Raw genomic sequence first — 22,850 nt, 5'->3', positions numbered from 1 at the left:
ATCCGGTTGTCCTATTGGGCTCAAAAAGCTCAATCTATCGCCTATCAAAATCGCCATCTTCCTTAAGCTCGGTCTTGAAACCAAACAAAAGTCCAATTTCCAGCAGCTTTATAGCGGCTTTCCCTGAAAGTTTTACCGGGACCGCCTCTATCAAGCTGACCATGCTCTCGTAAGCAATTCCATATTCTCCCGCGTCACAGGCAAAACCCTCGATCTGAGCAACCTGTTCGGCGTAACTCATCATTCCATCGGGAAGCCAGGTTTCAGAGCCGGAACATTGCAGCTGCAATTCTCGGATAATGAAGGTCAAGTTTTCTTCGATAAATTTGAAATCTTTTGTCATGGCTTTGGATTCCTTGGAAGATTGATCGGATATCCCGTTACAACCCTACCATTTATGGTATCAAAAACTACGAAGACATCAACGCCGTCAACACCGACGGTTGTATTTACATAACCGCGTCTATTAGGTTCTGACCATTGAACATTCGGATCTGTAGCTATATCCGAAATGACATTGGCAATTTTTTTGTCGCTCCAAGATTGCGGAAATTCCGATTTCCCCGGCTTTCCAGTACCGAACCGATGCCCTCCTGATCCTGGTCCGTCGCCATCAAGGATGTGGGTATTTGCCTTGGTATCAAGAATTGACGCATCATTTGCTGGATTATCGTAATCATTTCCATCCGAGGAGAGAGTTGCGTTATCTGGTACATATCCCGGCTTACCTGGAACGACAACGCCGCTCTGACAGATCACGTTGCCACACGGAAATGCGACCGGCCCGGCAACTGCAGCACCGCCTGCCGTTGGCGGCTCGCTGCCGCCGTCGTGACCTGGTAGATCATCAGGCGTCACTTGCTGTGGCTGCGGCCCACTAGCCTTAAGGAGCCCGCCAAACTGATTTGCAAAATTGGATGCCCCACGCAGGACACTCTTTACCTCGTTGAGCGCAGAATCTCGGCCCCGCGTCTGCAAATCCAGCACCACATCGAGCGGCTCATACATGAATAGGCCGGACGTCTTCAACTGCTCCTGTTCAGCCGGGTATTGCTGCCCACGCTGCTGCGAGGCAAGCTTCTCCATATAGCTCGGATCGTTGCTCGGCACATCGAGCGCGCAGTTGACCAGCGCGCAGGCGGCATCGGCCAGCCTTTGCTGCTCCTCCTTGGTCTTGCCTTTCTGCAAGTCGGCCAGCTTCCGCTCTTCATTGGGATGCAACTGCCGATTAAACCGATCCGCATTCGCCGCAGTTGCCGCCCCTGAGCCACCGCCGACAGCCGCTCCCAATCCACCAGCCGCGAAGTTCGCCGCCAGGTTGCCGATGGCTTCATCCAGATTCTTGTTGCCGCTGTCGACACCATCTGCGACCGACTTGCCCAGCGTCGCGAGCTGTTTCGCGGCCACTGACGACAGCCCGGCACCCACCGCCCCGGCAATCGCATTGCCGCCGCCCAGGCCCGCGATCATCGCGCCGCCTGCCGCGTGTAGCGCCGCGCGGTATTGGCCGCCTTCGTCCCACCCTTCGACGGCGGCTAGTGCCTCGGCAACCGCAGCGCGATTGGCTTCGCTTGGGTCCTTGGTCAAAGCGTCCTGCGCCTTCTTCAGGGCCTTGGCGGCATCCTCGCGCTTGCTGTCCGCAATATCCCCAACCGTCCGTGCCACCGCCTCCCCGGCCGCCTGTGCCGCCGCCATCATGTCGGCCTGCTTGCCCAGCACATTGGCCAGATCGGGACCCTTGCTCACCGTCGTGTTGGTGTTCGTCGTGTCCCGGTTCAGCGTCGCGACGTCCTGCTTCTGGCTGGCCGTGTCGGTGATCGTGATCGTTCCCGCCGAGACGCCCGATTGCGCCACGCCGCGCTGGCTGCCGCTTTCGTGCTGCGGGATCATCGGGCTTACGCCCCCGGTGTTCTTGCCGGAGGTCTGGCCGGTCTTCTTGTCCTCCACCTTGGGCCCGAAGCTGAAGCCGCCGCTCACGCCCAGCGACGTGGCGCTGTAGTCCGACTTGTTCTCGATATCGTTCCAGGAGAGCGTGCCGGTGGAGAGCCTGTTCTTGTCCGCCGTCGCCGTGCTGGCGATCACCGCGCCGTTGAGGTCCGTGTTGCCCTTGACGTCGAGGTCGAACCCGCCGTCGCCCGCACGGATGCCGGATTGCTCGGTGACGTTGGCATAGCTGCCATCGGCCTTGCCCTTCGACGCGGAGAAGGACCCGCTCACGCCCCCGCCCTGGCTGAAGCTGAGGCCGCCGCCCATGCTCTGCTGGCGGGCATGGCTTTCCTCGGTGTCTTGCTGGCTGGCCAGGTTCAGGTTGCCGCCCACGTCGGCCGATACCTTGCCGCCGCTGACCACGCCGCCGAGGACGTTGGTGTCCTTGCCCGACACGATCGATACCGATTCGCTGCCGGTCACGTGGCTGTTGACCTGGGTGGTGCCGGTGCTGTCGGCGTTGCCCTTGCTCTTCGATGCGGAGGCCGATACCCCGAATTCCGCGGTGCCGTACGACACGCCGATGCTGCCGCTGCTCGACTTGTTCGTGCTGTGGCTCTCGTTCGTGTCGGTGGCCGAGACGATGTTCACGTCGCCCCTGGCGGCGAGCGCCACCTTCGTTGCGGCAACATCCGAGCCCACGATGTCGAGATTGCCGGCGGTCTTTTGGCCATCGGCGTCCACGCCCGTGGCGATGAAGGTGGCGGTGCCGCCCGCCTGCACATTCGATCCGCTATGCGTGGTGCTGTCCTGCGTCAGCGTCTGCTTGCTCTGGCTGGTGCCGAACGAGAGCGTCACCGCCGTGCCAGCCGGCCCCTTGCCGGCGGCGAGGCTATCGAGTGCTTCGCCCGCGCCGGCGGCAGCGTCGTAGGCGTCGCGCCCCGCCGCGAGGCCCCACAGCGCGGAAGCCCGCCCGTCCTGGCTCTGGGTTGCCGAAGCGACCTTCTGTCCCGCATTGATCGCCGATCCGATCGCTCCGCCGCTCACGCCCAGCGTGAAGCCGGTTTGCTTCACCTCATGGGTTTCGTCATGGTGTTCCGTGCCCCTGGCGGCTTCGATGACGACGTCGGCACCGACACCGGTCAGGTCCTTCGCCGCGATCACCTCGCTGCCGGTCACACGCAGCGTGCTGCCCGCCTTCAGGCTGACGTTGCCGTCGGTGCTGCCCACGAGGCTGCCGGTGTGTGTCACCGCGCTGTCGTGGACGGTGTCCTTCTTGTCGCGCATGCCATAGGAGATGCCGCCGCCCGTGGCGCCAAGGCCGCTCGATTTGGATCGCTCGAAGCTGTGGCGCTTACTAGTGTTCTCCGCCGTGGTGATCGTCAGATCGCGGCCGGCTTCCAGCGTCAGGTCGTGGGTGGCGGCCACGGTCGAACCGCCGATGGTCAGGTCGCTGCCCGCGCTGCCCGCCACGGTATCGGCTGACACCACCGAGCCCACGGCCACGTTCTGCTGCGCACTCGATTCACGCGTCGTTTCGGATTTCGACAGGAAACCCGACTTGCGCGACTGCGACCAGCTATCCGAGGTGTGGGTTTCGTTGACGGCGCCCACCGTGATATCGCCGCTGGCGATCAGCTGGGCGGTGCCACCTTTGCCTGCCTTGTCGCCGGTCGACACGCTCGACCCGAGCACCGACAGATCGCCCTTGCCACCCGCCGTGTCGGCGGCGGGACTGATGCCGACGGATTGCAGCGCGGCAGCGGCCGTGCCGGCCTGCCCGGCCGCCAGCGTCGCGTTGCGCCCCGCCTGCACGAAGCTGCCGCTGGCGTTCTCGTCATACGACGATTGCTTGTATTGGTGCTTCTTGCCGCCCAGCGAGCCTTCGCTGTGGGTGTGGGTATCGAGCGCAGCCGTGATCGTCGTATCCCGACCGGCAATCACCGACACGTTCTCGCCCCCTTTGACTGTCGATCCGGTGATCGTGGCGTCGCGTCCGGCCACGGCGACGACGTTCTTGCCGGCGTTGACGCTGGTGCCAAGGTTCGTCGTGGTCTTGTCGTGGCTGTAGCTCTGTGCGCCGCGTGCCGCGTAGTCCTGCGTGGTGCCGAGTGCGGTCGTGCCGAGGTTCAGGTCGCGGCCGGCCGCCAGCAGCGCGTGCTCGCCGGCATCGACGGCGCCCCCGGCGATATGGATATCGCGGCCGGCCAGCACGCTGGCGCTGCCGGTGGCGGCAATCGTGCCCGCGCTGGCCACAGCGGTCGAACTGGCACTGGAATTGCCCACCGAATGGCTCGCCGTCACCGTGCGGGTGTCATTGACGACATCGCGCCCCGCCGACACCACCACATCCTTCCCGCCGATGCGGCCCCCCTCGTTGCGCACATCCTGCGACGCGCTGACCAGCGTGGTGCCCCGGGTGCCGCCGACATTGCCGCGATTGACGATGTCGGTGCCCAGCACCTGCGTGGCGAGGTCGCCCACGATCGAGCCGCTGTTCTTCACCGTGCCGGTGGCGTTGACCGCCACCGCATGGCCGGCCACCAGCGCACCGGTACTGTTCAGGTCCACGCCATTGCCTTGCGCCAGGTACACCTTCGGCACCAGCACCGATTGCGTGGTGCCATCCGGCAGCGTCACGTCCTGCGCGACCATCCACACCATGTCGGTGGTCAGCTGGCGCATCTGCTCGTCGGTCAGGCCCACGCCCGGCGTCAGGCTGAACGCCCTGGCGTAGGTCGCGCCGTTATCCATCAGCGCCTGATACGCCGTCATCTGGTCGGAGTGGCCGGCCAGGAAGGTCTTGCCGGTGAGCTGCGTGATCTGGTCGCGGATCAGCTTCTGTTCGTAGAAGCCGTCGCCCAGCCGCTTCTGCGTGGTCTGCGGGCTCAGGCCCAGCGCGCCAAGCATGTAGTCGCTGGAGAGGAACTTGCCGTAGTCGGTAAAGCGCGAATCGGTGGCGACGAGGTAGGTGTCGCCCGGCGCCGTGCGGAACGTGTACAGGCCGCTGGTCGGCAGATGCAGGCCCGGGATGCCGCCGCCCTGCGTGCCCAGCGTTTGCGGGCGCCCCGTCTGGCCACTGGCGGCGCCGGTCTGTGCGCCGTTGATGGCCACGGGATTACCCACGCCATCGACGGCTGCGATGGTGACGTCGTGGGCCGTGGTCTGGACGGCGCCGTTGGCGGTGGCCAGGGCGGGCAGCGTCTGGATGGTGGTGGGTGCCTGCGGTGTGGCGGGATACGCTACGTCCTTCTGGTCCGAGCGACTGCCAGACTTCTCATGCCAGTAGAAGGTGGACGTCTCCGTGGCGTGCACGGTCTGCTGCAGGGCGATGCCTTCGTCCTGGACCGAGCCCCCGGTGGCGCGGCGGATCAGGTTGCCGCCCGCCGTCATGGTCGAGGCGTGATTCAGGATCGAGCCACCATCTGCGTTGATGCGGATCGTCCCGCGAGCCTGCATGACGCCTGCCGCCGTGGCGCTGACCAGCCGATCGGTGGCCGTCGTCGTCACCGTCGTGCGGGAGATCTCGTTGTAGTCGACGCCGTTGTCGGCCAGATCGTGGCGAATGCGCACGTCGTCGGGCCGGATGTGCTTTGCGGGGTCCCAGTCGGGCCAGAATGTGATCCGGTACGTCGTCCCCGTTTCCTCCAGCGACTGGTAGTACTGCACCTTGCCGAAGGTGCGCTCGCCAACGACCGCTTTGGTGTCGGTGCAGTCGTTGTCATTGCAGACGTGTGTCGCCGGGGCGATCTCCCATGTTTCGGTGGGCGCCCTGGCAAACGTCAGTCGCTGGCCGGCGGCCTCTACCGCGCTCACGTCCCCTTTGGGGACTTCGATGGTGACGGGCGTCCGCAAGGCGATGAGCATCGCTTCGCTGATCGGCGCATTGATCTGGTGCCACTCCCATCCCGGGAACGTATAGCTCTTGTAGCTGGCCGCGCCCCCATCGAGCCCCGCCGTCCACGTCGTCAGCGTCTTGCGCGCGGTCTGCGCCGGCGTGCCCGCTTCCGTCACGATGCGCGTGCGCTTGTTGACCACCTCACGCGCGGCGATGTCGATGTCGCCATCGGCTTCGATCGTGGCCGAGCTGTTGACCAGCGATGTGGTCTGGTTGACCAGCATGCCATCGGCCCCGCGCGCGCCATCGCGGGCGATCTGCAGATGGCCCAGGCTGTAGAGCGTGGCGCCATCGGTGTTGGTCACCGCCTCGCTCGCGTAGAGCTTCAGGCTCCGGGTGGCCGCCATGATCGCCGCGCTGCCCGTGTTGGCGATGCGTTGTGCGTTGATCTGTACGTCGTTGCCGATCACCGCGCCGGTGTTGTCGAACACCGCGCTGGTGGTGTGCACCGTATTGCCTTCGATGCGGCCGGCATTGCGGATCGTATCGATGGCATCGACGTGGGTCGCGGCGCCGTTCAGGATGGCGCCGGCCGCGTTCACGACGTTGGCGCCCTGAACCGTCAGCGTCTGGCCTGCGGCGAGCTTGCCCGCATTGGTCAGCGTGCCGCTGGCGCTCAGCTTCAGGTCGCCATTGGCGCCGAGCTTGTTGGTGGCATCGTTGAGATAGTCGCCTGCCACGTCGAGGCTCAGGTTGCGACCGGCCGTCATCTCGCCGCTGCCGGCCACGGCTCCGCCGATGCCGATGTCCTGATTCGCGCGGATCGTGCCACCGAGGTTGTTCAGGTCGGCCACCTTCAGCGACAGGTCGGTGCCGCCCAGCAGCATGCCGCCGCGGTTGTCGAGGCGCGCCGCGGCTTGCTCCAGCTTCAGGCTCTCGCCGCCGTAGACGGTGCCGCCACGGTTGTCGACACCGCTGCGCACGGCCAGTGCGAGATTGCCGGACGCGGCCAGCTTCGCGCCGCCGGCATTGGTCAGGTGGTCCGCAGCCAGCGACAGATTGCCGTTGCCGGCCAGCGTGCCGGTGGTGTTGTCGACCGCGTCATCGGCATCGACGGTCAGCGTGCCCGCGCCCGCATGCGCGATGCGTCCGCCGCCGTTCAGCACGGACTGGCCGCTCACCGTGGCATTGGCGCCGTTGGCCGTGAGCGTGCCGTTGCGGTTATCCAGCACGCCACCGGCGGAGATCGACGCATCCCGCGTGCCGAACTGCGTGATCGTGCCACCTGCGTTGGAGAGATCGCCCGTCGTACGCAGGGTGACGCCTTCGGCGTCGATCTGGCCGTTGGCGTTGTCGATGGTTTGCGCCGCGATGTGCAGGTCCGCCGCGGCCATCTTGCCGCCCGTGTTCGACACCGCCCGGTTGGCCGTGATAGCGGCATTGCCGCCGGTGGCAAGCGTGCCGCCATCGTTGCGCACGGACGTGGCGGTCATGGAGACGGCGCCCCCGGCATCGATCCGCCCGGCGCTGTTGTCGATATCTGCCGTGGCCTGCAGATCGAGCGTGGTGCCTGCCAGCACCTTCGCGCGGCGGAGGTTCACATCGCCTTGCGTGGCCGCCACCTTCAACGCGCCATTGGCCGACGTTTGGCTGCCCGCCAGATCGACGGACGCGCCGCGCAGCGAGGCATCGCCACCCGCCAGCACCTTGCTCGCCTGCAACGCACCGCTCGCATCGAGTTCGATGCTGCCCGGCTGGCCGATCGTGCCATCCGGCTTCGTGCCCGCCGCAAGCGTGCCCGTCGACGCTATCGATGCGGCATGGGCGGACAGGTCTGCGCCAGCGGCCAGCGTGCCGTCGTTGGTCAGCGCGCCTTGCGTGTCGATGGCGAGGCGCTTGCCGGCATAGGTGGTGCCGCTGTGGTCGATGCCGTCGCGCGCCGTCGCGGCGAGGGTGCCCGTGGCGCTGGTATCGCCCGCCATGACGAGCTTGCCTTGCGAGGTCAGCGTCAGGTCCCCGGCCTGCGCGGCCGTCACGCCGCGCAGGGACACGCCGACACCGGCTTCGGTCGACGCCAGCAGGATCTTGTTGGCGTACATGCCGCCAAGCTGGCTGACATCGATACCCGCCGATGGCGATGCGCCCGTGCCGGCAATGGCCGTGGCATCGAGCGAGTGGTAATCGACCCGGTTCGCACCCGCCACCACATTGAGCCGGTTGGCGTAGAGGGCCGCGTTGACCTTCACGGCACGCGATATCAGGTCCACCTGGTCGATGCCGGCCGCATTCAGGCCCACGCCCTCGACGCGGATCTGGCCACCGCTTACGCGGAATGCGTCGAGGCTGCCGCTGCCGCCGTAGACCGGCAGACCCGTGGTCAGCGTCACGCGGCTGGTGTTGATGAAGCCCGCGCCATCCACCAGCAGGCCGTTAGGATTGGCCACGATCACTTCGGCGCGTTGCCCGGCCACTTCCAGGTAGCCGCGCAACTGGCTGGGAGACGTGCTGTTGACCTGGTTGACGATGATGCGCGCGGACCCGCCGGGCAGCAGGTTCGGGTTACCGTTGATGTAGCCCGCCTGCTGCGTGGCGACGAGGCCGGGCGAGTTGTTCAGGATCGCGCCGCCCTTGTTGACGTCGAATTGCGTGTAGTGGTTGGTGGAGACGCCGGCTGTGGAGGGGCGGGTGATGTTGACTTGCTGCAGCCCGTTGGCCGTCTGGACGACACCCGGGCGATGCGCGCCGGCATTGGGGTCCGCCACGATCTGCGCGCCCGCGAGCATCGGCAAGCCCATGCAGGCCCCCCAGATGGCCCAGATCGCCAGCCGGATCGCCGGCACGGCGAACCACGCCACGTCAGGCGGCGCGCTCGTCCTCGCTGGGCTTGCGCCGCCGGTTGCGCCGACGGTTGTGCCGCGACCGTTGCCGCAAGCGGTCTCGGCCACGGCCATCGGCATGGCGCGTGACCGGTTGAAAACAATGCGATAGCAAAGACGATTCATCGAGACCCTGGGCGCTGTCATCGGCGGGCGTGATGCCATCCATGCGCGGCAACGCCAGGCCATCCCGAACGAAAGCCCGCTTGCCGACGACCACAGCGCTTGCACCGGTTGTAGTGGTTAAAAACGACCAAACGGCGCGCAGGGTAAACCGGAAAAAGAGGGCGCAGACAGCCCTCATATCGACCAAAAAAAGCCACAGTCCGAACACAGTCTGTTGCAGCTGCAACAGTGGCGACCGCCAGGTCGCATCGCGTAATAAATCGACTGTGACAATTGGAAGTTGTCTCAAGACGCGCTCACACGGCGGGCTGATCTGAAGATTTTTTTAATCAGAATTGCCTTCAGCATCCGCGCAACGGATTGCAATGCAGTGTGACAAATTTCCCGGATGTGATGGCGCGTAGGAACTGCAAGCGAGGGCCCTATAGCCCCGTCCTGAAGGCGCTTAATATGAGCAATTCCGTCCGGCGGTAGACTGCGGCTGTCCAAGGAGATGTCATGAACGCACGGCGCGTCCACGAACTGATGCGGCAGAATTTTCCACCAACCGATGCGGCGTCAAGAGAGTGGATACACGTCGTCGGCCCTGAGGGCATTCGGGAGCCAGAACTAATGTGCCTCTTGGATAAATTTGTTCCCGCGGAGTGCGTCCTCGTTGAAGTTCATCGAAAGCTCGGCAACTACGTTACCAAGCGCGAAGCCATTAAATACGCTGCCGCGCACTGGGGTGAAGGCGAGATTCATATAGCCGATCGAGATTTTCGTGGCTTCGTCGTCATTGGGCAGAACGGTGTCGCAACTGGTTGGCTCAACAACAACTAGCGAGCAATCCTGCTCACGCGCCCTTCGAGCTTTCACGCAGCGACCGACCGCAAAGGATCGCTCAGCGCCCCCACCCCACAGATCAACGCCAACCCATAAAAAAAACCGGCCACGCTTTCGCGCAGCCGGTTTTCTCGACACCGCACGCAGCAGTATCAGCCGAGCTTCTTCTTCAGCAGTTCGTTCACCTGCGCCGGGTTGGCCTTGCCCTTGGTGGCCTTCATGGCCTGGCCCACGAGCGCGTTGAAGGCCTTTTCCTTGCCGGCGCGGAATTCCTCCACCGACTTGGCGTTGGCGGCCAGCACGTCGTCGATGATCTTCTCCAGCTCGCCAGTGTCGGACATCTGCTTCAGGCCCTTGGCGGCGATGATGGCGTCGGCGTCGCCATCGGATTCGCCGGCCCACATGGCCGGGAACACGTCCTTCTTGGCGGTGTTGTTCGACACCGTGCCGTCGGCGATGCGCGACAGCAGCTTCGCCAGTTGCGCGGGGCGCACCGGGGCGTCATCGATCGAAATGCCTTCGCGGTTCAGTTGCGATGCCACGTCGCCCATCAGCCAGTTGGCGGCGGGCTTGGCGCTGGCCACGCCGGCGGCGACGACCACGGCCTCGTAGTACTGCGCCATCGCCTTGGTGGCGGTCAGCGTGCTTGCGTCGTACGCCGACAGGCCGTATTGCGAGACCAGCCGTGCCTGCATGGCGGCCGGCAGTTCGGGCAGGTCGCGCTGCACGCGCTCGATCCAGGCGGCATCGATCTCCAGCGGCATCAGGTCCGGATCCGGGAAATAGCGGTAGTCGTGCGCGTCTTCCTTGGTGCGCATCGCACGGGTTTCGCCGGTATCCGGGTCGAACAGCACCGTGGCCTGCACGATCTTGCGACCGTCTTCGATCTCGTTGATCTGCCACTGCACCTCGTACTCGATGGCTTGCTGCAGGAAGCGGAACGAGTTCAGGTTCTTGATTTCGCGGCGCGTGCCGAACTCCTTCTGACCGACCGGGCGCACGGATACGTTGGCGTCGCAGCGGAAGCTGCCTTCCTGCATGTTGCCGTCGCAGATGCCCAGCCAGACCACCAGCGAGTGCAGGGCCTTGGCATAGGCCACGGCCTCGGCGGCGCTGCGCATGTCGGGCTCCGTCACGATTTCCAGCAGGGGCGTGCCGGCGCGGTTCAGGTCGATGCCCGTCATGCCCGCGAAGTCTTCGTGCAGCGACTTGCCGGCGTCTTCCTCCAGGTGGGCGCGCGTCAGGTTGACGGTCTTCTCGTAGACGCCCTGCTTGCCTTCCACCTGGATCGTGATGGTGCCGCCTTGCACGACGGGAATCTCGTACTGGCTGATCTGGTAGCCCTTGGGCAGGTCAGGGTAAAAGTAGTTCTTGCGCGCGAAGATGCTCTGCGGTGCGATCTTCGCGCCGATGGCCAGGCCAAACTGGATCGCGCGCTCGACGGCGCCGCGGTTCAGCACGGGCAGCACGCCCGGCAGCGCCAGGTCCACGGGCGAAGCCTGCGTGTTGGGCTCGGCACCAAAGGCGGTGGAGGTGCCGGAGAAAATCTTGGAGGCCGTGGAGAGCTGCGTATGCGTCTCCAGGCCGATCACCACTTCCCATTGCATGGCGGTATTCCTGGTTTGAGTCTTCTGTTCGGTTTCTGTCGGGGCCGGGGCGCTTTGCCGCGGCCGGTGTTCTGCGATGTTCTGTTCTGTCTCGTCCTGGCGATGCCGCCGCTCAGGGATCGGGACTGGTCAGCCACGAATCCAGCTGTGCCAGCGCGGCCACGCGTGCCACGGCATCGCCGCCCACGGTGACGCCGCCACCGTGACGGGCCGCGGCGACGTCGCGGCGCATGTGCAGTTCGCTGGTGCCGTCAAAGCCGTGATACGCGCCCGGATAGATCTCCAGCCGGAAGCGCGCCTCGGGCTGGCGCGCCAGCACCGCGTTCTGCAACATCGCGCAGCGCGTGGCGGGCGTCCAGTCGTCCGCGCCGCCGATCATCAGCAGGATCGGCGAGCGCAGCCGGTAATTGTGCTGCTGTACCGCGCGCTTGCAGCCCGGGTAGAACGCCACGGCGCGCTCGATCGGGGGCGTGTCGGCGGGCCATGGCCGGCTGGCGTCGATCGTGGCCAGCACCGCCTGCGCGCCGTTGGACCAGCCCAGCAGCACGATGCGGCGCGCGTCCACGCCCGGCTGCCTGGCCACCCAACGCAGCGCGGCCAGCGCGTCGGCGCGTCGCGTCTTGTCGTCGATCGCGCGCGAATCGAGCGCTTCCGTGCAGATGCCCTGCGTCTTGCCGCGCGGGCCAAAGCTGTCCGGCATGAGCACGGCGTAGCCGCGCTCGGTGAGCCATTGCGCGTATTCGCGATAGCGGCCCTGGAGCGCGCCGGCCGGGTCCACGATTTCTTCGATGGTGCCCGAGCGCCTGGTGGCACGGCGCACGTCGTCGAGCCCGCCGCAGCCGTGCAACGCCACCACCACCGGCAGCCCCTGCGTGCGCGGCACCGAGCCTTCGCGCGGTACGAACCAGTACCCCGTGAGCGTGGGCATGCCGGGCTCGCCGGGCAGCGCCACACGCTGGGCGATCGGTGCCGGCGCGGTTGGAGCGCTGTTGGGCGCGTGCAGGGGGGCGGCAAGGGGTGCGGTCAGTGGCGCCAGTGAGACCGGGGCCGGCGCAGCCGGAGCAGGGGCCGAGGATGAGGAAGCGGGAGGCGTCTGGGCGGGCGCGGACGACAGCAGCGCCACGCCCATCGCCAGTGCCGCCAGAACCGCGCGCAGCCAGCGTCCCGCCACGGTCGGGACCGTCGGCAAGCCGGGCTGGGTGAGGTAGGGGCGGCGGCGCAGCATGGTGGTTCAGCGGGCGCGCTATCGCGTGCGCGCGCAGGCGCCGGTGTCGGGTTCGAACATCACGGGCCAGGCTTCCTCATAGATGCCCGGCGAGCAATGCGCCTGGCAGTTGGCGTGCGCCAGCGTGACGCGGCGCGGGTCCTGCCAGACCATCAGCTTGCAGGCGCTGCCGTCGTTGGCGCGCAGTTCGATATGCGGCGTCTTGCGGACCTGCCGGAAGTCCGCCAGGTTGAAGGTGCACGATCCGCGCTTGCCGACCCACAGCTTCCACTGGAGCTGCTGCACGGTGTTGTCCGACACGCGCAGCTGGGCATCCTCGCGGAAGCCGTCTTCCTCGGTGCGGCGGCAGTCGCCGGCCAGGTCGATGTCCCGCGCGGCGATCGGCGTGGAGCGTCCGCCGAACGGCATCGGGATGCAGCCCGCCACGGCCGAGGCCAGGGCGAGGGCGGCGGCAAGGCGGAGGGAGACGATCGCGCGGTCAGTCATGGCGGGTGCGATCAGGCGGGCCGGCGCAGGTGCCAGTCGGTGGCCTGCTGGAATGCATGGGCCACCTGCAGCAGGCGCGCTTCGTCGAAGTAGTTGCCGATGAGCTGCAGGCCGACGGGCATGTTGCCCTCGCCCATGCCGCACGGCACGCTCATGCCGGGCAGGCCGGCCAGGCTGGTGGACAGCGTGAAGATGTCGGCCAGGTACATCTGCACCGGGTCCGCGCTCTTCTCGCCCAGCTTCCAGGCCACCGTCGGCGCCACCGGGCCCATGATCACGTCGCACTGGCCGAACGCACGCTGGAAGTCATCGGCGATGATGCGGCGAATCTTCTGCGCCTGCAGGTAGTAGGCGTCGTAGTAGCCGTGCGACAGCACGTACGCGCCAACCAGGATGCGGCGCTTGACCTCGGGGCCGAAGCCTTCGGCGCGGCTCTTTTTGTACATGTCGAGCAGGTCGCGGTACTCGGCCGCGCGGTGGCCGTAGCGCACGCCGTCGAAGCGCGACAGGTTGGACGACGCTTCCGCCGGCGCGATCACGTAGTACACGGGGATCGACAGCTCGGTCTTGGGCAGTGTCACATCCACCAGCGTGGCGCCCAGCTTCTCGTATTCGGCGAGCGCGGCGCGCACGGCCTGCTCGACGTCGGCGGACAGGCCCTTGCCGAAGTATTCGCGCGGCAGGCCGATGCGCAGGCCGGCCAGCGGCTTGTCCGCGCTGGCGCCGGCACGCGGCTGGCCCAGGTGGCGCGTGAAGTCTTCGTCCACGCCGCCCTGTGCGGGTGTCAGGCTCGTGGAATCCTTCGGATCGAAGCCGGCCATGGCGTTGAGCAGCATGGCGCAGTCCTCGGCGGTGCGGGCCATCGGGCCGCCCTGGTCCAGCGAGGAAGCGAACGCGATCATGCCGTAGCGCGACACGCGGCCGTAGGTCGGCTTGATGCCGGTAATGCCCGAAAAGGAGGCCGGCTGGCGGATCGAGCCGCCCGTGTCGGTGCCGGTGGCGGCCGGAGCCAGGCCGGCGGCCACGGCGGCGGCGGACCCGCCCGAAGAGCCGCCGGGCACGCGGCTGGTGTCCCACGGGTTGCGGACCGGGCCGAAATACGAGTTCTCGTTCGACGAACCCATCGCGAACTCGTCCATATTGGTCTTGCCCAGCGTCACCATGCCGGCGTCGGCCAGGCGCTCGACCACGGTGGCGTCGAACGGGCTCTCGTAGCCGGCCAGCATCTTCGAACCGGCGGTGGAGGCCCAGCCGCGCGTCACGAAGACGTCCTTGTGGGCGATGGGCACGCCGGTCAGCGGGGTGGCCTGGCCACGTTCGCGGCGCGCGTCGGCGGCGCGGGCCTGGGCCAGCGTCAGGTCGGGATTGATGCCGGTGAACGCGTTGAGCGCGCGCGCGGCATCGATACGGGCCAGGTAGTCGCGCGCGAGTTCCTCGGCGGAAACGGAGCGCGCCGCCAGGGCGTCGGCGATCTGGCGCAGGGAAGTCACGGAATCAGCGGAAAAGGACATGTCGGTCGGGTGGCGTCTGGGGTGGCGGGCAAGGGTCAGGGGCAACGGGGCATTACGCCCCCGTTGTCACTCGATGACCTTCGGCACCAGGTAGAGGCCATTTTCGGTGGCCGGCGCAGGGCGCTGGTAGTCGTCGCGGCGGTTGGTCTCGGTGACGACGTCCTCGCGCAGGCGCTGGGCCACATCGCGCACGGCCGACAGCGGGTGGGCCAGGGGGGCGATGCCGGTCGTGTCTACCGCCTGCATCTGCTCCACGAGCGAGAAGAAATTGTTCAGTTGGACAAGCGTCTGCGCGGCCTCGGCATCGCTGGTTTCGATGCGGGCCAGGTGGGCGATGCGCTTGACGTCGGAGAGTTCGAGAGCCATGGCTTGATGCGGCGCGGGCGCCGGGTTCAGTCCGTCGGACTGGGGTGTTGCGGCCGGGGGGCGGGCAGGCGGCCGGATCGGGTCCGGTGCGCACCGTTTGGCGGCCGTCGGGGCGCCGGAGGGGCGCCGCGCGCGACACACTGGCGGGAGGGCCGAGGCGTGCCGGACAGGTGCGCCCGGGGGGCACCCCAGGGATCGTCGAAGTTACAAGTATTACGGGGTCAAACGCCCCGAAACAGCCGGAATTATAAGGTATCATTACGCGTTGCAGTCTCCCCGCAACGCTGGCTCCACATGGGGCGCGACGGTGCGGGCAGGCGGTGATGCCGTCGCCACTGCCGGACCCCCGTTTCGGGGCACGACCGGCGGGTCGCCAGGGGCTCCGCGGCGACCGCGAAAGCGGCGGCGTCGCAGGCACGCAACACTCGTGATGACTGTCGCAATGATCGTCGCGGCAGGGACGCGGCGAGGATGCGGAATACCGAAGGTGGATTGAACCAAGTCCTGCCTGAAGGGGTGGCCGCGATAAGCGGCAGGTTTTCATTGCATTTTCAGGCGTAACAATCAGGTTCCTCCGATTAGGCTACTGCCATCGTCAGGCGTTTTTTTACCTGTCCGGCGCATCTGGCGGCGAACTTTCGCGCAGAGTCTAATCAAAGGTTCCCGTAGGTCCGGCGTGCAGGTCGCGCCGGTTGCGGATCGCCGGTGATCGGAGGCATGCGCCTGCCGCCGCCGGTACCGGGGCACGCCGGCCATGCTGGCGTGGGCCGCAGCGCACCGGGGGAGCCGTGAACCATTACCCTTGCAAACGAATTGATGGCCGGGCCGAACACGGCGCCGGCCGTTTCGCATACCCGCGAACCAACAGAAGACAGGATTCCTGATGTTCGGATTTCTCCGCAGCTATTTCTCCAACGACCTGGCCATCGACCTGGGTACCGCTAACACCCTGATCTATATGCGCGACAAGGGCATCGTCCTGGACGAGCCGTCGGTCGTGGCGATCCGGCAGGAAGGCGGCCCCAGCGCCAAGAAGACCATCACCGCGGTGGGCAAGGAAGCCAAGCAGATGCTGGGCAAGGTGCCGGGCAACATCGAGGCCATCCGCCCGATGAAGGACGGCGTGATCGCGGACTTCACGGTCACCGAGCAGATGCTCAAGCAGTTCATCAAGATGGTCCACGACTCGAAGCTGCTGCGCCCGAGCCCGCGGATCATCATCTGCGTACCCTGCGGGTCGACCCAGGTGGAGCGCCGCGCCATCCGCGAATCGGCGCTGGGCGCCGGCGCCAGCCAGGTGTACCTGATCGAGGAGCCGATGTCGGCCGCGATCGGCGCCGGCCTGCCGGTGTCGGAGCCGTCGGGCTCGATGGTCGTCGATATCGGCGGCGGCACTACGGAGGTGGGCATCATCTCCCTGGGCGGCATGGTCTACAAGGGTTCGGTCCGCGTGGGCGGCGACAAGTTCGACGAAGCCATCGTCAACTACATCCGCCGCAACTACGGCATGCTGATCGGCGAACAGACCGCCGAAGCGATCAAGAAGGAAATCGGCTCCGCCTTCCCGGGCTCCGAAGTCCGTGAAATGGAAGTCAAGGGCCGCAACCTGTCCGAAGGCATCCCGCGCGCCTTCACGGTGTCGTCCAACGAAATCCTGGAAGCCCTGACCGATCCGCTGAACCAGATCGTGTCCGCCGTGAAGATCGCGCTGGAGCAGACGCCGCCGGAACTGGGCGCCGACATCGCCGAGCGCGGCATGATGCTGACCGGCGGCGGCGCGCTGCTGCGCGACCTGGACCGTCTGCTGGCCGAGGAAACCGGCCTGCCGGTGCTGGTGGCCGAAGATCCGCTGACCTGCGTGGTGCGCGGCTCGGGTATGGCACTGGAGCGCATGGACAAGCTGGGCAGCATCTTCTCCTACGAGTAATCGAGGCAGGGACATAACGTGGCGACACGCGGCCTGCCGCGCCCAACAACCGGGTCGGCGCGCCGCGCGCGAGTCGGCCAGCCGGCCGGCGCGTGCGTCGTCACCGCGGCCCGGGTCGGGCTGGCGCCCGCTGCGGGTCCTGTTGTGGACCCTGTTGCAGGCGCCATTGCCAGCCCCGCTGTCGCCGCTGCTTCCGTCATCGTCATCGCGGTACGCCGTACTGTTTTTTTCGCCCCCGCTGGTCATGCCCGCCGCGCCCGATTCCCGGTGCGCGCGACGGCTGGCGGGTCGACTCCGCCTGCGCACGGGTAAATGGATTACTCCCCACCGCCGCTCTTCAAGCAAGGCACTTCAGCCGTCGCACGCCTGGTCATCTTCGTGGCGATCGCGCTCGCGCTGCTGATCGTCGACGCGCGCTTCGACGCCATGCGCATTGCCCGGCAAGTCGCCGCCACGGTGCTGATGCCCGTGGAACGCGTGGTGCTTGTGCCGCGCGATGCCCTGCGGGGCGTGTTCGACTATGCACAGTCCTCGGTGACGCTGGCCACGGAAAACCGTGATCTGCGCCGCAATGCCGTCGAGCAGGCCAACGCCGCCGTACGCCAGTCCCAGCTGGAATCGGAGAACAACCAGCTGCGCAAGCTGCTGAACCTGACGCAGCAATCGGCCACGCCGGTCACGGCGGCCGAGATCCTCTACGACGCCCGCGATCCTTACAGCCAGCGCATCGTGATCGATCGCGGCAGCACCCAGGGCTTGCGCGCCGGCTACCCGGTCATCGACGAACGCGGTGTGATCGGCCAGATCACGCGTGTATCGCCGTTCCAGTCCGAAGTGACGCTGCTGACCGACAAGGATCAGGCGATCCCGGTGCAGGTGGTCCGCAACGGCCTGCGCAGCGTGGCCTTTGGCGGCTCGCGCGCCGGCCAGCTGGACCTGCGTTTCATGGCGGCATCGGCTGACCTGCAGCAGGGTGACCTGCTGGTGACGTCCGGGCTCGACGGCACGTATCCCCCGGGCCTGCCGGTGGCCAAGATCGTCCACATCGAGCGCAAGGCCGATACGGCGTTCTCGCGCGTGTATTGCGAGCCGGTGGCCGGCGTGCGTTCGCATCGGCAACTGCTGGTGGTGCGCTACGAGTCCGGCCTGGCGCCGCGTCCGGCGGAAGAGGAAAAGCCGCAGAAGGCCGAGCGGGGGGCGCGTTCCGCCGCCGCGCGTGCCGGGGCGGACCAGAAATCCGCCGACAAGGCGGCTGCTGACAAGCCTGCCGAGAAATCCGCCACGGAGCCCGCACGGTGACCAACCCCCAATACCTGCTGCGTCCGGTCAATCCCGCGTTCATCGCACTGAGCTTCATCCTGGCGTTCCTGTTCAACCTGATGCCCTGGGGTTCCACGCTGTGGATTCCGGACATGGTGGCGCTGGTGCTGGTGTTCTGGAACATCCACCAGCCGCGCAAGGTGGGCATGGGTGTGGCGTTTGCGCTGGGCCTGCTGATGGATGTGCACGATGCCCGGCTGCTGGGCGAGCACGCCATGGCTTATACGCTGCTGGCCTATTTCGCGATCACGATCCATCGTCGCGTGCTGTGGTTCTCGGTCTACGCGCAGGCGCTGCATGTGCTGCCGCTGCTGTTCGTTGCGCACGCGGTGCCGGTGATGATCCGCCTGGCGATGGGCGCGCCGCTGCCCGGCTGGCCGCTGCTGCTGGCGCCCGGCATCGAGGCGCTGCTGTGGCCGCTGGCCACGAGCCTGCTGCTGGCGCCACAACGCCGGTCGCACGACGTGGACGAAACACGTCCTATCTAACCCCTCCGGGAAACCGCCCACGCCGCCCGCAGTACCTCCATGACCGAAATCCGCAACGTCGAACTGGAAATCGGCCGCTTCCGCATCCGCGTGGCGGCTGCCGCCCTGTTTACGGTGATCTGCTTCGGGCTGCTGTTCACCCGCTTTCTGTGGCTGCAGTGGTACAAGCATGACCAGTACTCGGCCAAGGCCGAGGACAACCGCATCTCCGTGGCGCCGATCGAGCCCAACCGCGGCATCATCATGGACCGCAACGGGGTGATCCTGGCGCGAAACTATTCCGCGTACACGCTGGAAATCACGCCGTCCAAGCTGACCGACACGCTCGACAACACCATCGAGGCCCTGTCCTCGCTGGTCGACATCCAGCCGCGCGACCGCCGCCGCTTCAAGCGCCTGCTCGAGGAATCGCGCAGCTTCGAGAGCCTGCCGATCCGCAGCCAGCTGACCGATGAGGAAGTGGCCAAGTTCTCCGCGCAGCGCTTCCGCTTCCCGGGCGTCGACGTGCGCGCGCGCCTGTTCCGCCAGTATCCGCTCGGCGAGTCCGCAAGCCACGTGGTCGGCTACCTGGGGCGCATCTCGCAGCGCGACCAGGAGCGCATTGAAGCGATCGACGAGGCCAACGACGCCGAAGGCGCCAAGTACGACCCGCGCAAGGACGCGGATAACTACAAGGGCACCAACTACATCGGCAAGATCGGCCTGGAACAGAGCTACGAGACCGAGCTGCACGGCCTGACCGGCTTCGAGGAAGTGGAAGTGAGCGCGGGCGGACGCCCGATCCGCACGCTCTCCACCTCGCCCGCCACGCCGGGCAACAACCTGATCCTGTCGCTGGACATCCGCCTGCAACAACTGGCCGAGGAGCTCTTTGGCGACCGCCGGGGCGCGCTGGTGGCCATCGAGCCGGAAACGGGCGACATCCTGGCCTTCGTCTCCAAGCCGACGTTCGACCCGAACCTGTTCGTGGAAGGCATCGACTCCAAGACCTGGGACGAGCTGAACGGCTCGCCGGACAAGCCACTGCTGAACCGCCCGCTGCGCGGCACCTATCCGCCGGGCTCCACGTACAAGCCGTTCATGGCGCTGGCCGCGCTGACCACGGGCAAGCGCACCGCCGCCTGGGGGATGCACGATCCGGGCTTCTTCACGCTGGGCAACCACACGTTCCGCGACGACAAGCCGGGCGGACACGGCTGGGTGGACATGCAGGCGTCGATCGTCCAGTCCTGCGATACCTACTATTACGCGCTGGCCCGCGACATGGGCGTCAACGCGATCCACGACTTCATGAAGCCGCTGGGCTTCGGCCAGGTCACCGGCATCGACATCGAGGGCGAAAGCCGCGGCATCCTGCCGTCGACCGAATGGAAGCGCAAGGCATACCGCAAGCCCGAGCAGCAGAAATGGTATGACGGCGAGACGATTTCGCTTGGCATCGGGCAGGGCTACAACAGCTTCACGATCCTGCAACTGGCCAACGCGGTGTCGATCATCGTCAACAATGGCTCGGCGATGAAGCCTCACCTGGTCAAGGCCGTCGAGGATGCGGTCTCGCGCCAGCGCACGCTGACGGTGCCCAAGGAAAGCTACCGCATTCCGCTCAAGCAGGCGGATATCGATGTGATCAAGCGCGCCATGGTCGCCGTGACCCATTCCGGCACCGCCGCGCGCGTCTTTGCGGGCGCCGCCTACGAATCCGCCGGCAAGACCGGTACCGCCCAGACCTATACGCTGGGCAAGAACGAGAAGTACAACCACCACGCCATCGACGAACGCAAGCGCGACCACTCGCTCTATACGGCATTTGCCCCGGCGGACAATCCGAAGATCGCGCTGGCGCTGATCGTGGAGAACGCCGGCTTTGGCGCCGCCGTGGCCGCGCCGATCGCGCGCAAGGTGATGGATTACTACCTGCTGGGCAAGTGGCCCGAGGAACTGCAGGCCAGCGCGCCGCCCCCGTCGGAGCGCGAGCGTGCCGGCGGCAAGCCGCCCGTCGATACCCCGAGCGTGTTCACGACCGGCCAGACCGCCAACGCGGCCACCGCCACGGTGATGCAGACGGCCCCCGTGGCTGGCGCGTCCGCGGCAGGGGCCAGCGCACCGGCTGCCATCGCGGCGGCAGCATCGGGCGCGCCGGGCGCACCCGCCAGCGCTACCACCGCCGCACGGTCGGCCTCCGAATCGATCGCCAACCGCCTCGACCCGGCGGCCATCGCGCCCGCTTCCGCCGTGGCCACGCTCGACGAGCGCATGCTGCAGGCGCTGGGTCACAGCAAGCCGCCGGCCTCGGCGCCGCCGCCCGCGCCGCGCGTCAGTCCGGCATCGGCGCCCGCACCGGCCAAGCCGCGTGCGAAACCCGTCAATGTGGCGGGTGCCGGTGCGCCCCGCAACACTGCTTCCGAATAAAGGAGACGAGCGCCATGGATAAACGCCGCGTCGCGTCCGTCATCCGGACCGCCATTACCGGCTTCGACAAGCCACTCGCCCTGATCGTCTTCCTGCTGTTTGCCACGGGCATCGTTGCACTGTACTCGGCCGCCATCGACATGCCCGGCCGCGTGGAAGACCAGCTGCGCAACATCCTGCTGTCGTACGTGGTGATGCTGGTGATCGCTTACATGCCCACGCAGCTGCTGATGCGCGTTGCCGTGCCGCTCTATACGGTGGGTGTGGCGCTGCTGATCGGGGTGGCCATGTTCGGCCTGATCCGCAAGGGCGCGCGGCGATGGCTCAACGTGGGCATGGTGATCCAGCCGTCGGAAATCATGAAGATTTCCATGCCGCTGATGCTGGCGTGGTACTTCCAGAAGCGCGAGGGCGTGATCCGATGGTTCGACTTCGTCGTCGCGCTCATCCTGCTGGGCGTCCCCGTCGGCCTGATCGCCAAACAGCCCGACCTGGGCACGGCACTGCTGGTGGCGGCCGCCGGCATCTACGTGATCTACTTCGCTGGCCTGTCCTGGAAGATTATCCTGCCCATCCTGGGCATCGGCGTCGTGGCCGTCACCCTGGTGGTCACCTACCAAAACCAGATCTGCGCGCCCGGCGTGAACTGGCCGATCCTGCACGATTACCAGCAGCACCGCATCTGCACGCTGCTGGACCCGACCACCGATCCGCTTGGCAAGGGCTTCCACACGATCCAGTCGATCATCGCGATCGGGTCGGGCGGCGTCACCGGCAAGGGGTGGCTCAAGGGCACGCAGACTCACCTGGAATTCATCCCGGAGAAGCACACCGACTTCATCTTCGCGGTGTTTTCCGAGGAATTTGGCCTGATCGGCAATGCGGTGCTGCTGGTGCTGTACCTCATGCTGATCTTCCGGGGGCTTTATATTGCCGCCAATGCGCCGACATTGTTCTCGCGCCTGCTGGCGGGGGCCATCACGCTGATCTTCTTCACCTACGCCTTCGTCAACATGGGCATGGTGAGCGGCATCCTGCCGGTGGTGGGCGTGCCGCTGCCGCTGCTGAGCTATGGGGGCACGGCGCTGGTGACGCTGGGCATGGGGATCGGCATCCTGATGAGCATCTCTCGTCAGAAGCGGCTGATCCAGACCTGACGTGGCGCACGGCCAACTTGCCGTGCCAGCCGCGGAGCCCTTTGCTACACTGCCACCCGAAATTTCCTCTCGGTAGAAGCTCATGAATGCTCAAGACGTCGCCGCCTATCTGCAAGGCAACCCGCAGTTCTTTGAGGACCACGCCGAGTTGCTGGCGACGGTGCAGCTGACCAGCCCGCACAGCCATCGTGCGGTGTCGCTGCAGGAGCGCCAGATGGAAATCCTGCGCGAGAAGAACAAGGGCCTGGAGCTGAAGCTGGCCGACCTGGTCCGCCACGGCCACGACAACGACCGCACCCAGCAGCGCCTGCACGCCTGGCAACTGCGCCTGCTGGCCGAGGTGGATTCTCACGCGCTGCCCTATGCGGTGCAGGACGGCCTGCAGCAGGTATTCGACGTGCCCGCCGTGGCGCTGCGCCTGTGGCGCGTGGGGGAAGCCTTCGCGCACATGGAAGTGGCGCAGGGTGCCGGCGATGACCTGCGCCTGTTTGCCGAAGGTCTGCGCGCGCCCTACTGCGGCCCGAACAGTGGTTTCGAGGCCGCCAGCCTGCTGGAGCAGGACGATATCGCGTCGCTGGCCATGGTCACGCTGCGCGTGCCGGCGAAATCGGCGGAGGAAGGCCCGGGCGCCGCGTTCGGCCTGCTGGTGCTGGGTTCGCCTGACGCCCGCCGGTTCCATGAAGGCATGGGCACTGCCTACCTGACGCAGATCGGCGAAGTGGCCGGTGCCGCGCTGAACCGCCTGCGCGACTGACGTCATCGC

The 22,850-nt window shown here is 66.5% G+C and carries 15 protein-coding genes; 7 read left to right on the top strand and 8 right to left on the bottom strand.

Annotated elements, in window-relative coordinates; all coding sequences use genetic code 11:
• Positions 1-34: 34 nt before the first annotated feature.
• The 3 genes from BLR29_RS17540 to BLR29_RS32890 are packed head-to-tail and all read right to left on the bottom strand — an operon-like array spanning position 35 to position 9,055.
• Positions 35-343, bottom strand: coding sequence for a hypothetical protein (locus tag BLR29_RS17540; protein WP_092138315.1), 309 nt, complete (start codon positions 341-343; stop codon positions 35-37).
• Positions 340-8,715 carry a hemagglutinin repeat-containing protein gene (locus BLR29_RS17535; protein ID WP_255371316.1) on the bottom strand — a complete coding sequence of 2,792 codons (8,376 nt, stop codon included), beginning with the start codon at positions 8,713-8,715 and terminating at the stop codon, positions 340-342. The genes BLR29_RS17540 and BLR29_RS17535 overlap by 4 nt, the downstream gene beginning before the upstream one ends.
• Complete coding sequence (locus BLR29_RS32890) at positions 8,621-9,055, bottom strand: hypothetical protein (protein ID WP_255371301.1); 435 nt, start codon at positions 9,053-9,055, stop codon at positions 8,621-8,623. Before BLR29_RS32890 ends, BLR29_RS17535 begins: the two co-directional genes overlap by 95 nt.
• A gap of 209 nt (positions 9,056-9,264) precedes the next feature.
• On the opposite strand from BLR29_RS32890, the gene BLR29_RS17530 reads away from it, so the two are divergent.
• A complete protein-coding gene (locus BLR29_RS17530; protein ID WP_092138313.1) occupies positions 9,265-9,588 on the top strand; it encodes a hypothetical protein in 324 nt (107 codons plus the stop codon).
• 155 nt (positions 9,589-9,743) lie between these two features.
• Here the strand turns inward: BLR29_RS17530 and gatB are convergent, their stop codons facing one another.
• The 5 genes from gatB to gatC form a co-directional block, all read right to left on the bottom strand.
• Positions 9,744-11,276 carry an Asp-tRNA(Asn)/Glu-tRNA(Gln) amidotransferase subunit GatB gene (gene gatB / locus BLR29_RS17525; protein WP_255371315.1) on the bottom strand — a complete coding sequence of 511 codons (1,533 nt, stop codon included), beginning with the start codon at positions 11,274-11,276 and terminating at the stop codon, positions 9,744-9,746.
• A 34-nt stretch (positions 11,277-11,310) separates the two neighbouring features.
• Positions 11,311-12,423: a dienelactone hydrolase family protein gene (locus BLR29_RS17520; protein ID WP_092138311.1), complete on the bottom strand. Its 1,113-nt coding sequence runs from the start codon at positions 12,421-12,423 to the stop codon at positions 11,311-11,313.
• An 18-nt stretch (positions 12,424-12,441) separates the two neighbouring features.
• Positions 12,442-12,909: a hypothetical protein gene (locus tag BLR29_RS17515; protein WP_092138310.1), complete on the bottom strand. Its 468-nt coding sequence runs from the start codon at positions 12,907-12,909 to the stop codon at positions 12,442-12,444.
• 11 nt (positions 12,910-12,920) lie between these two features.
• Complete coding sequence (gene gatA, locus BLR29_RS17510; protein WP_092138309.1) at positions 12,921-14,420, bottom strand: Asp-tRNA(Asn)/Glu-tRNA(Gln) amidotransferase subunit GatA; 1,500 nt, start codon at positions 14,418-14,420, stop codon at positions 12,921-12,923.
• A gap of 66 nt (positions 14,421-14,486) precedes the next feature.
• On the bottom strand, positions 14,487-14,786 hold the full coding sequence (gene gatC, locus BLR29_RS17505; protein WP_092138308.1) for an Asp-tRNA(Asn)/Glu-tRNA(Gln) amidotransferase subunit GatC: 300 nt from the start codon (positions 14,784-14,786) through the stop codon (positions 14,487-14,489).
• Positions 14,787-15,669: 883 nt separating this feature from the next.
• Between gatC and BLR29_RS17500 the strand changes: the two genes are divergently transcribed.
• The 6 genes from BLR29_RS17500 to BLR29_RS17475 all read left to right on the top strand — a co-directional run bounded on the left by BLR29_RS17500 (position 15,670) and on the right by BLR29_RS17475 (position 22,841).
• Positions 15,670-16,713, top strand: coding sequence for a rod shape-determining protein (locus BLR29_RS17500; protein WP_092138307.1), 1,044 nt, complete (start codon positions 15,670-15,672; stop codon positions 16,711-16,713).
• 312 nt (positions 16,714-17,025) lie between these two features.
• Positions 17,026-18,012 carry a rod shape-determining protein MreC gene (gene mreC / locus BLR29_RS17495; RefSeq protein ID WP_092138306.1) on the top strand — a complete coding sequence of 329 codons (987 nt, stop codon included), beginning with the start codon at positions 17,026-17,028 and terminating at the stop codon, positions 18,010-18,012.
• On the top strand, positions 18,009-18,521 hold the full coding sequence (gene mreD, locus BLR29_RS17490; protein WP_092138305.1) for a rod shape-determining protein MreD: 513 nt from the start codon (positions 18,009-18,011) through the stop codon (positions 18,519-18,521). Before mreC ends, mreD begins: the two co-directional genes overlap by 4 nt.
• Positions 18,522-18,560: 39 nt before the next feature.
• A complete protein-coding gene (gene mrdA, locus BLR29_RS17485) occupies positions 18,561-20,930 on the top strand; it encodes a penicillin-binding protein 2 (protein WP_092138304.1) in 2,370 nt (789 codons plus the stop codon).
• Between the two features lie 14 nt (positions 20,931-20,944).
• On the top strand, positions 20,945-22,087 hold the full coding sequence (rodA, locus tag BLR29_RS17480) for a rod shape-determining protein RodA (RefSeq protein ID WP_092138303.1): 1,143 nt from the start codon (positions 20,945-20,947) through the stop codon (positions 22,085-22,087).
• An 82-nt stretch (positions 22,088-22,169) separates the two neighbouring features.
• Positions 22,170-22,841 carry a DUF484 family protein gene (locus BLR29_RS17475; RefSeq protein ID WP_092138302.1) on the top strand — a complete coding sequence of 224 codons (672 nt, stop codon included), beginning with the start codon at positions 22,170-22,172 and terminating at the stop codon, positions 22,839-22,841.
• The last annotated feature ends 9 nt before the right edge of the window (positions 22,842-22,850 follow it).

It is taken from the genome of Cupriavidus sp. YR651, assembly GCF_900101625.1.
Classification (GTDB): Bacteria; Pseudomonadota; Gammaproteobacteria; order Burkholderiales; family Burkholderiaceae; genus Cupriavidus.
The sequence above is the reverse complement of the archived record's forward strand: the minus strand, read 5'-3'. Positions and strand labels throughout refer to the sequence as shown.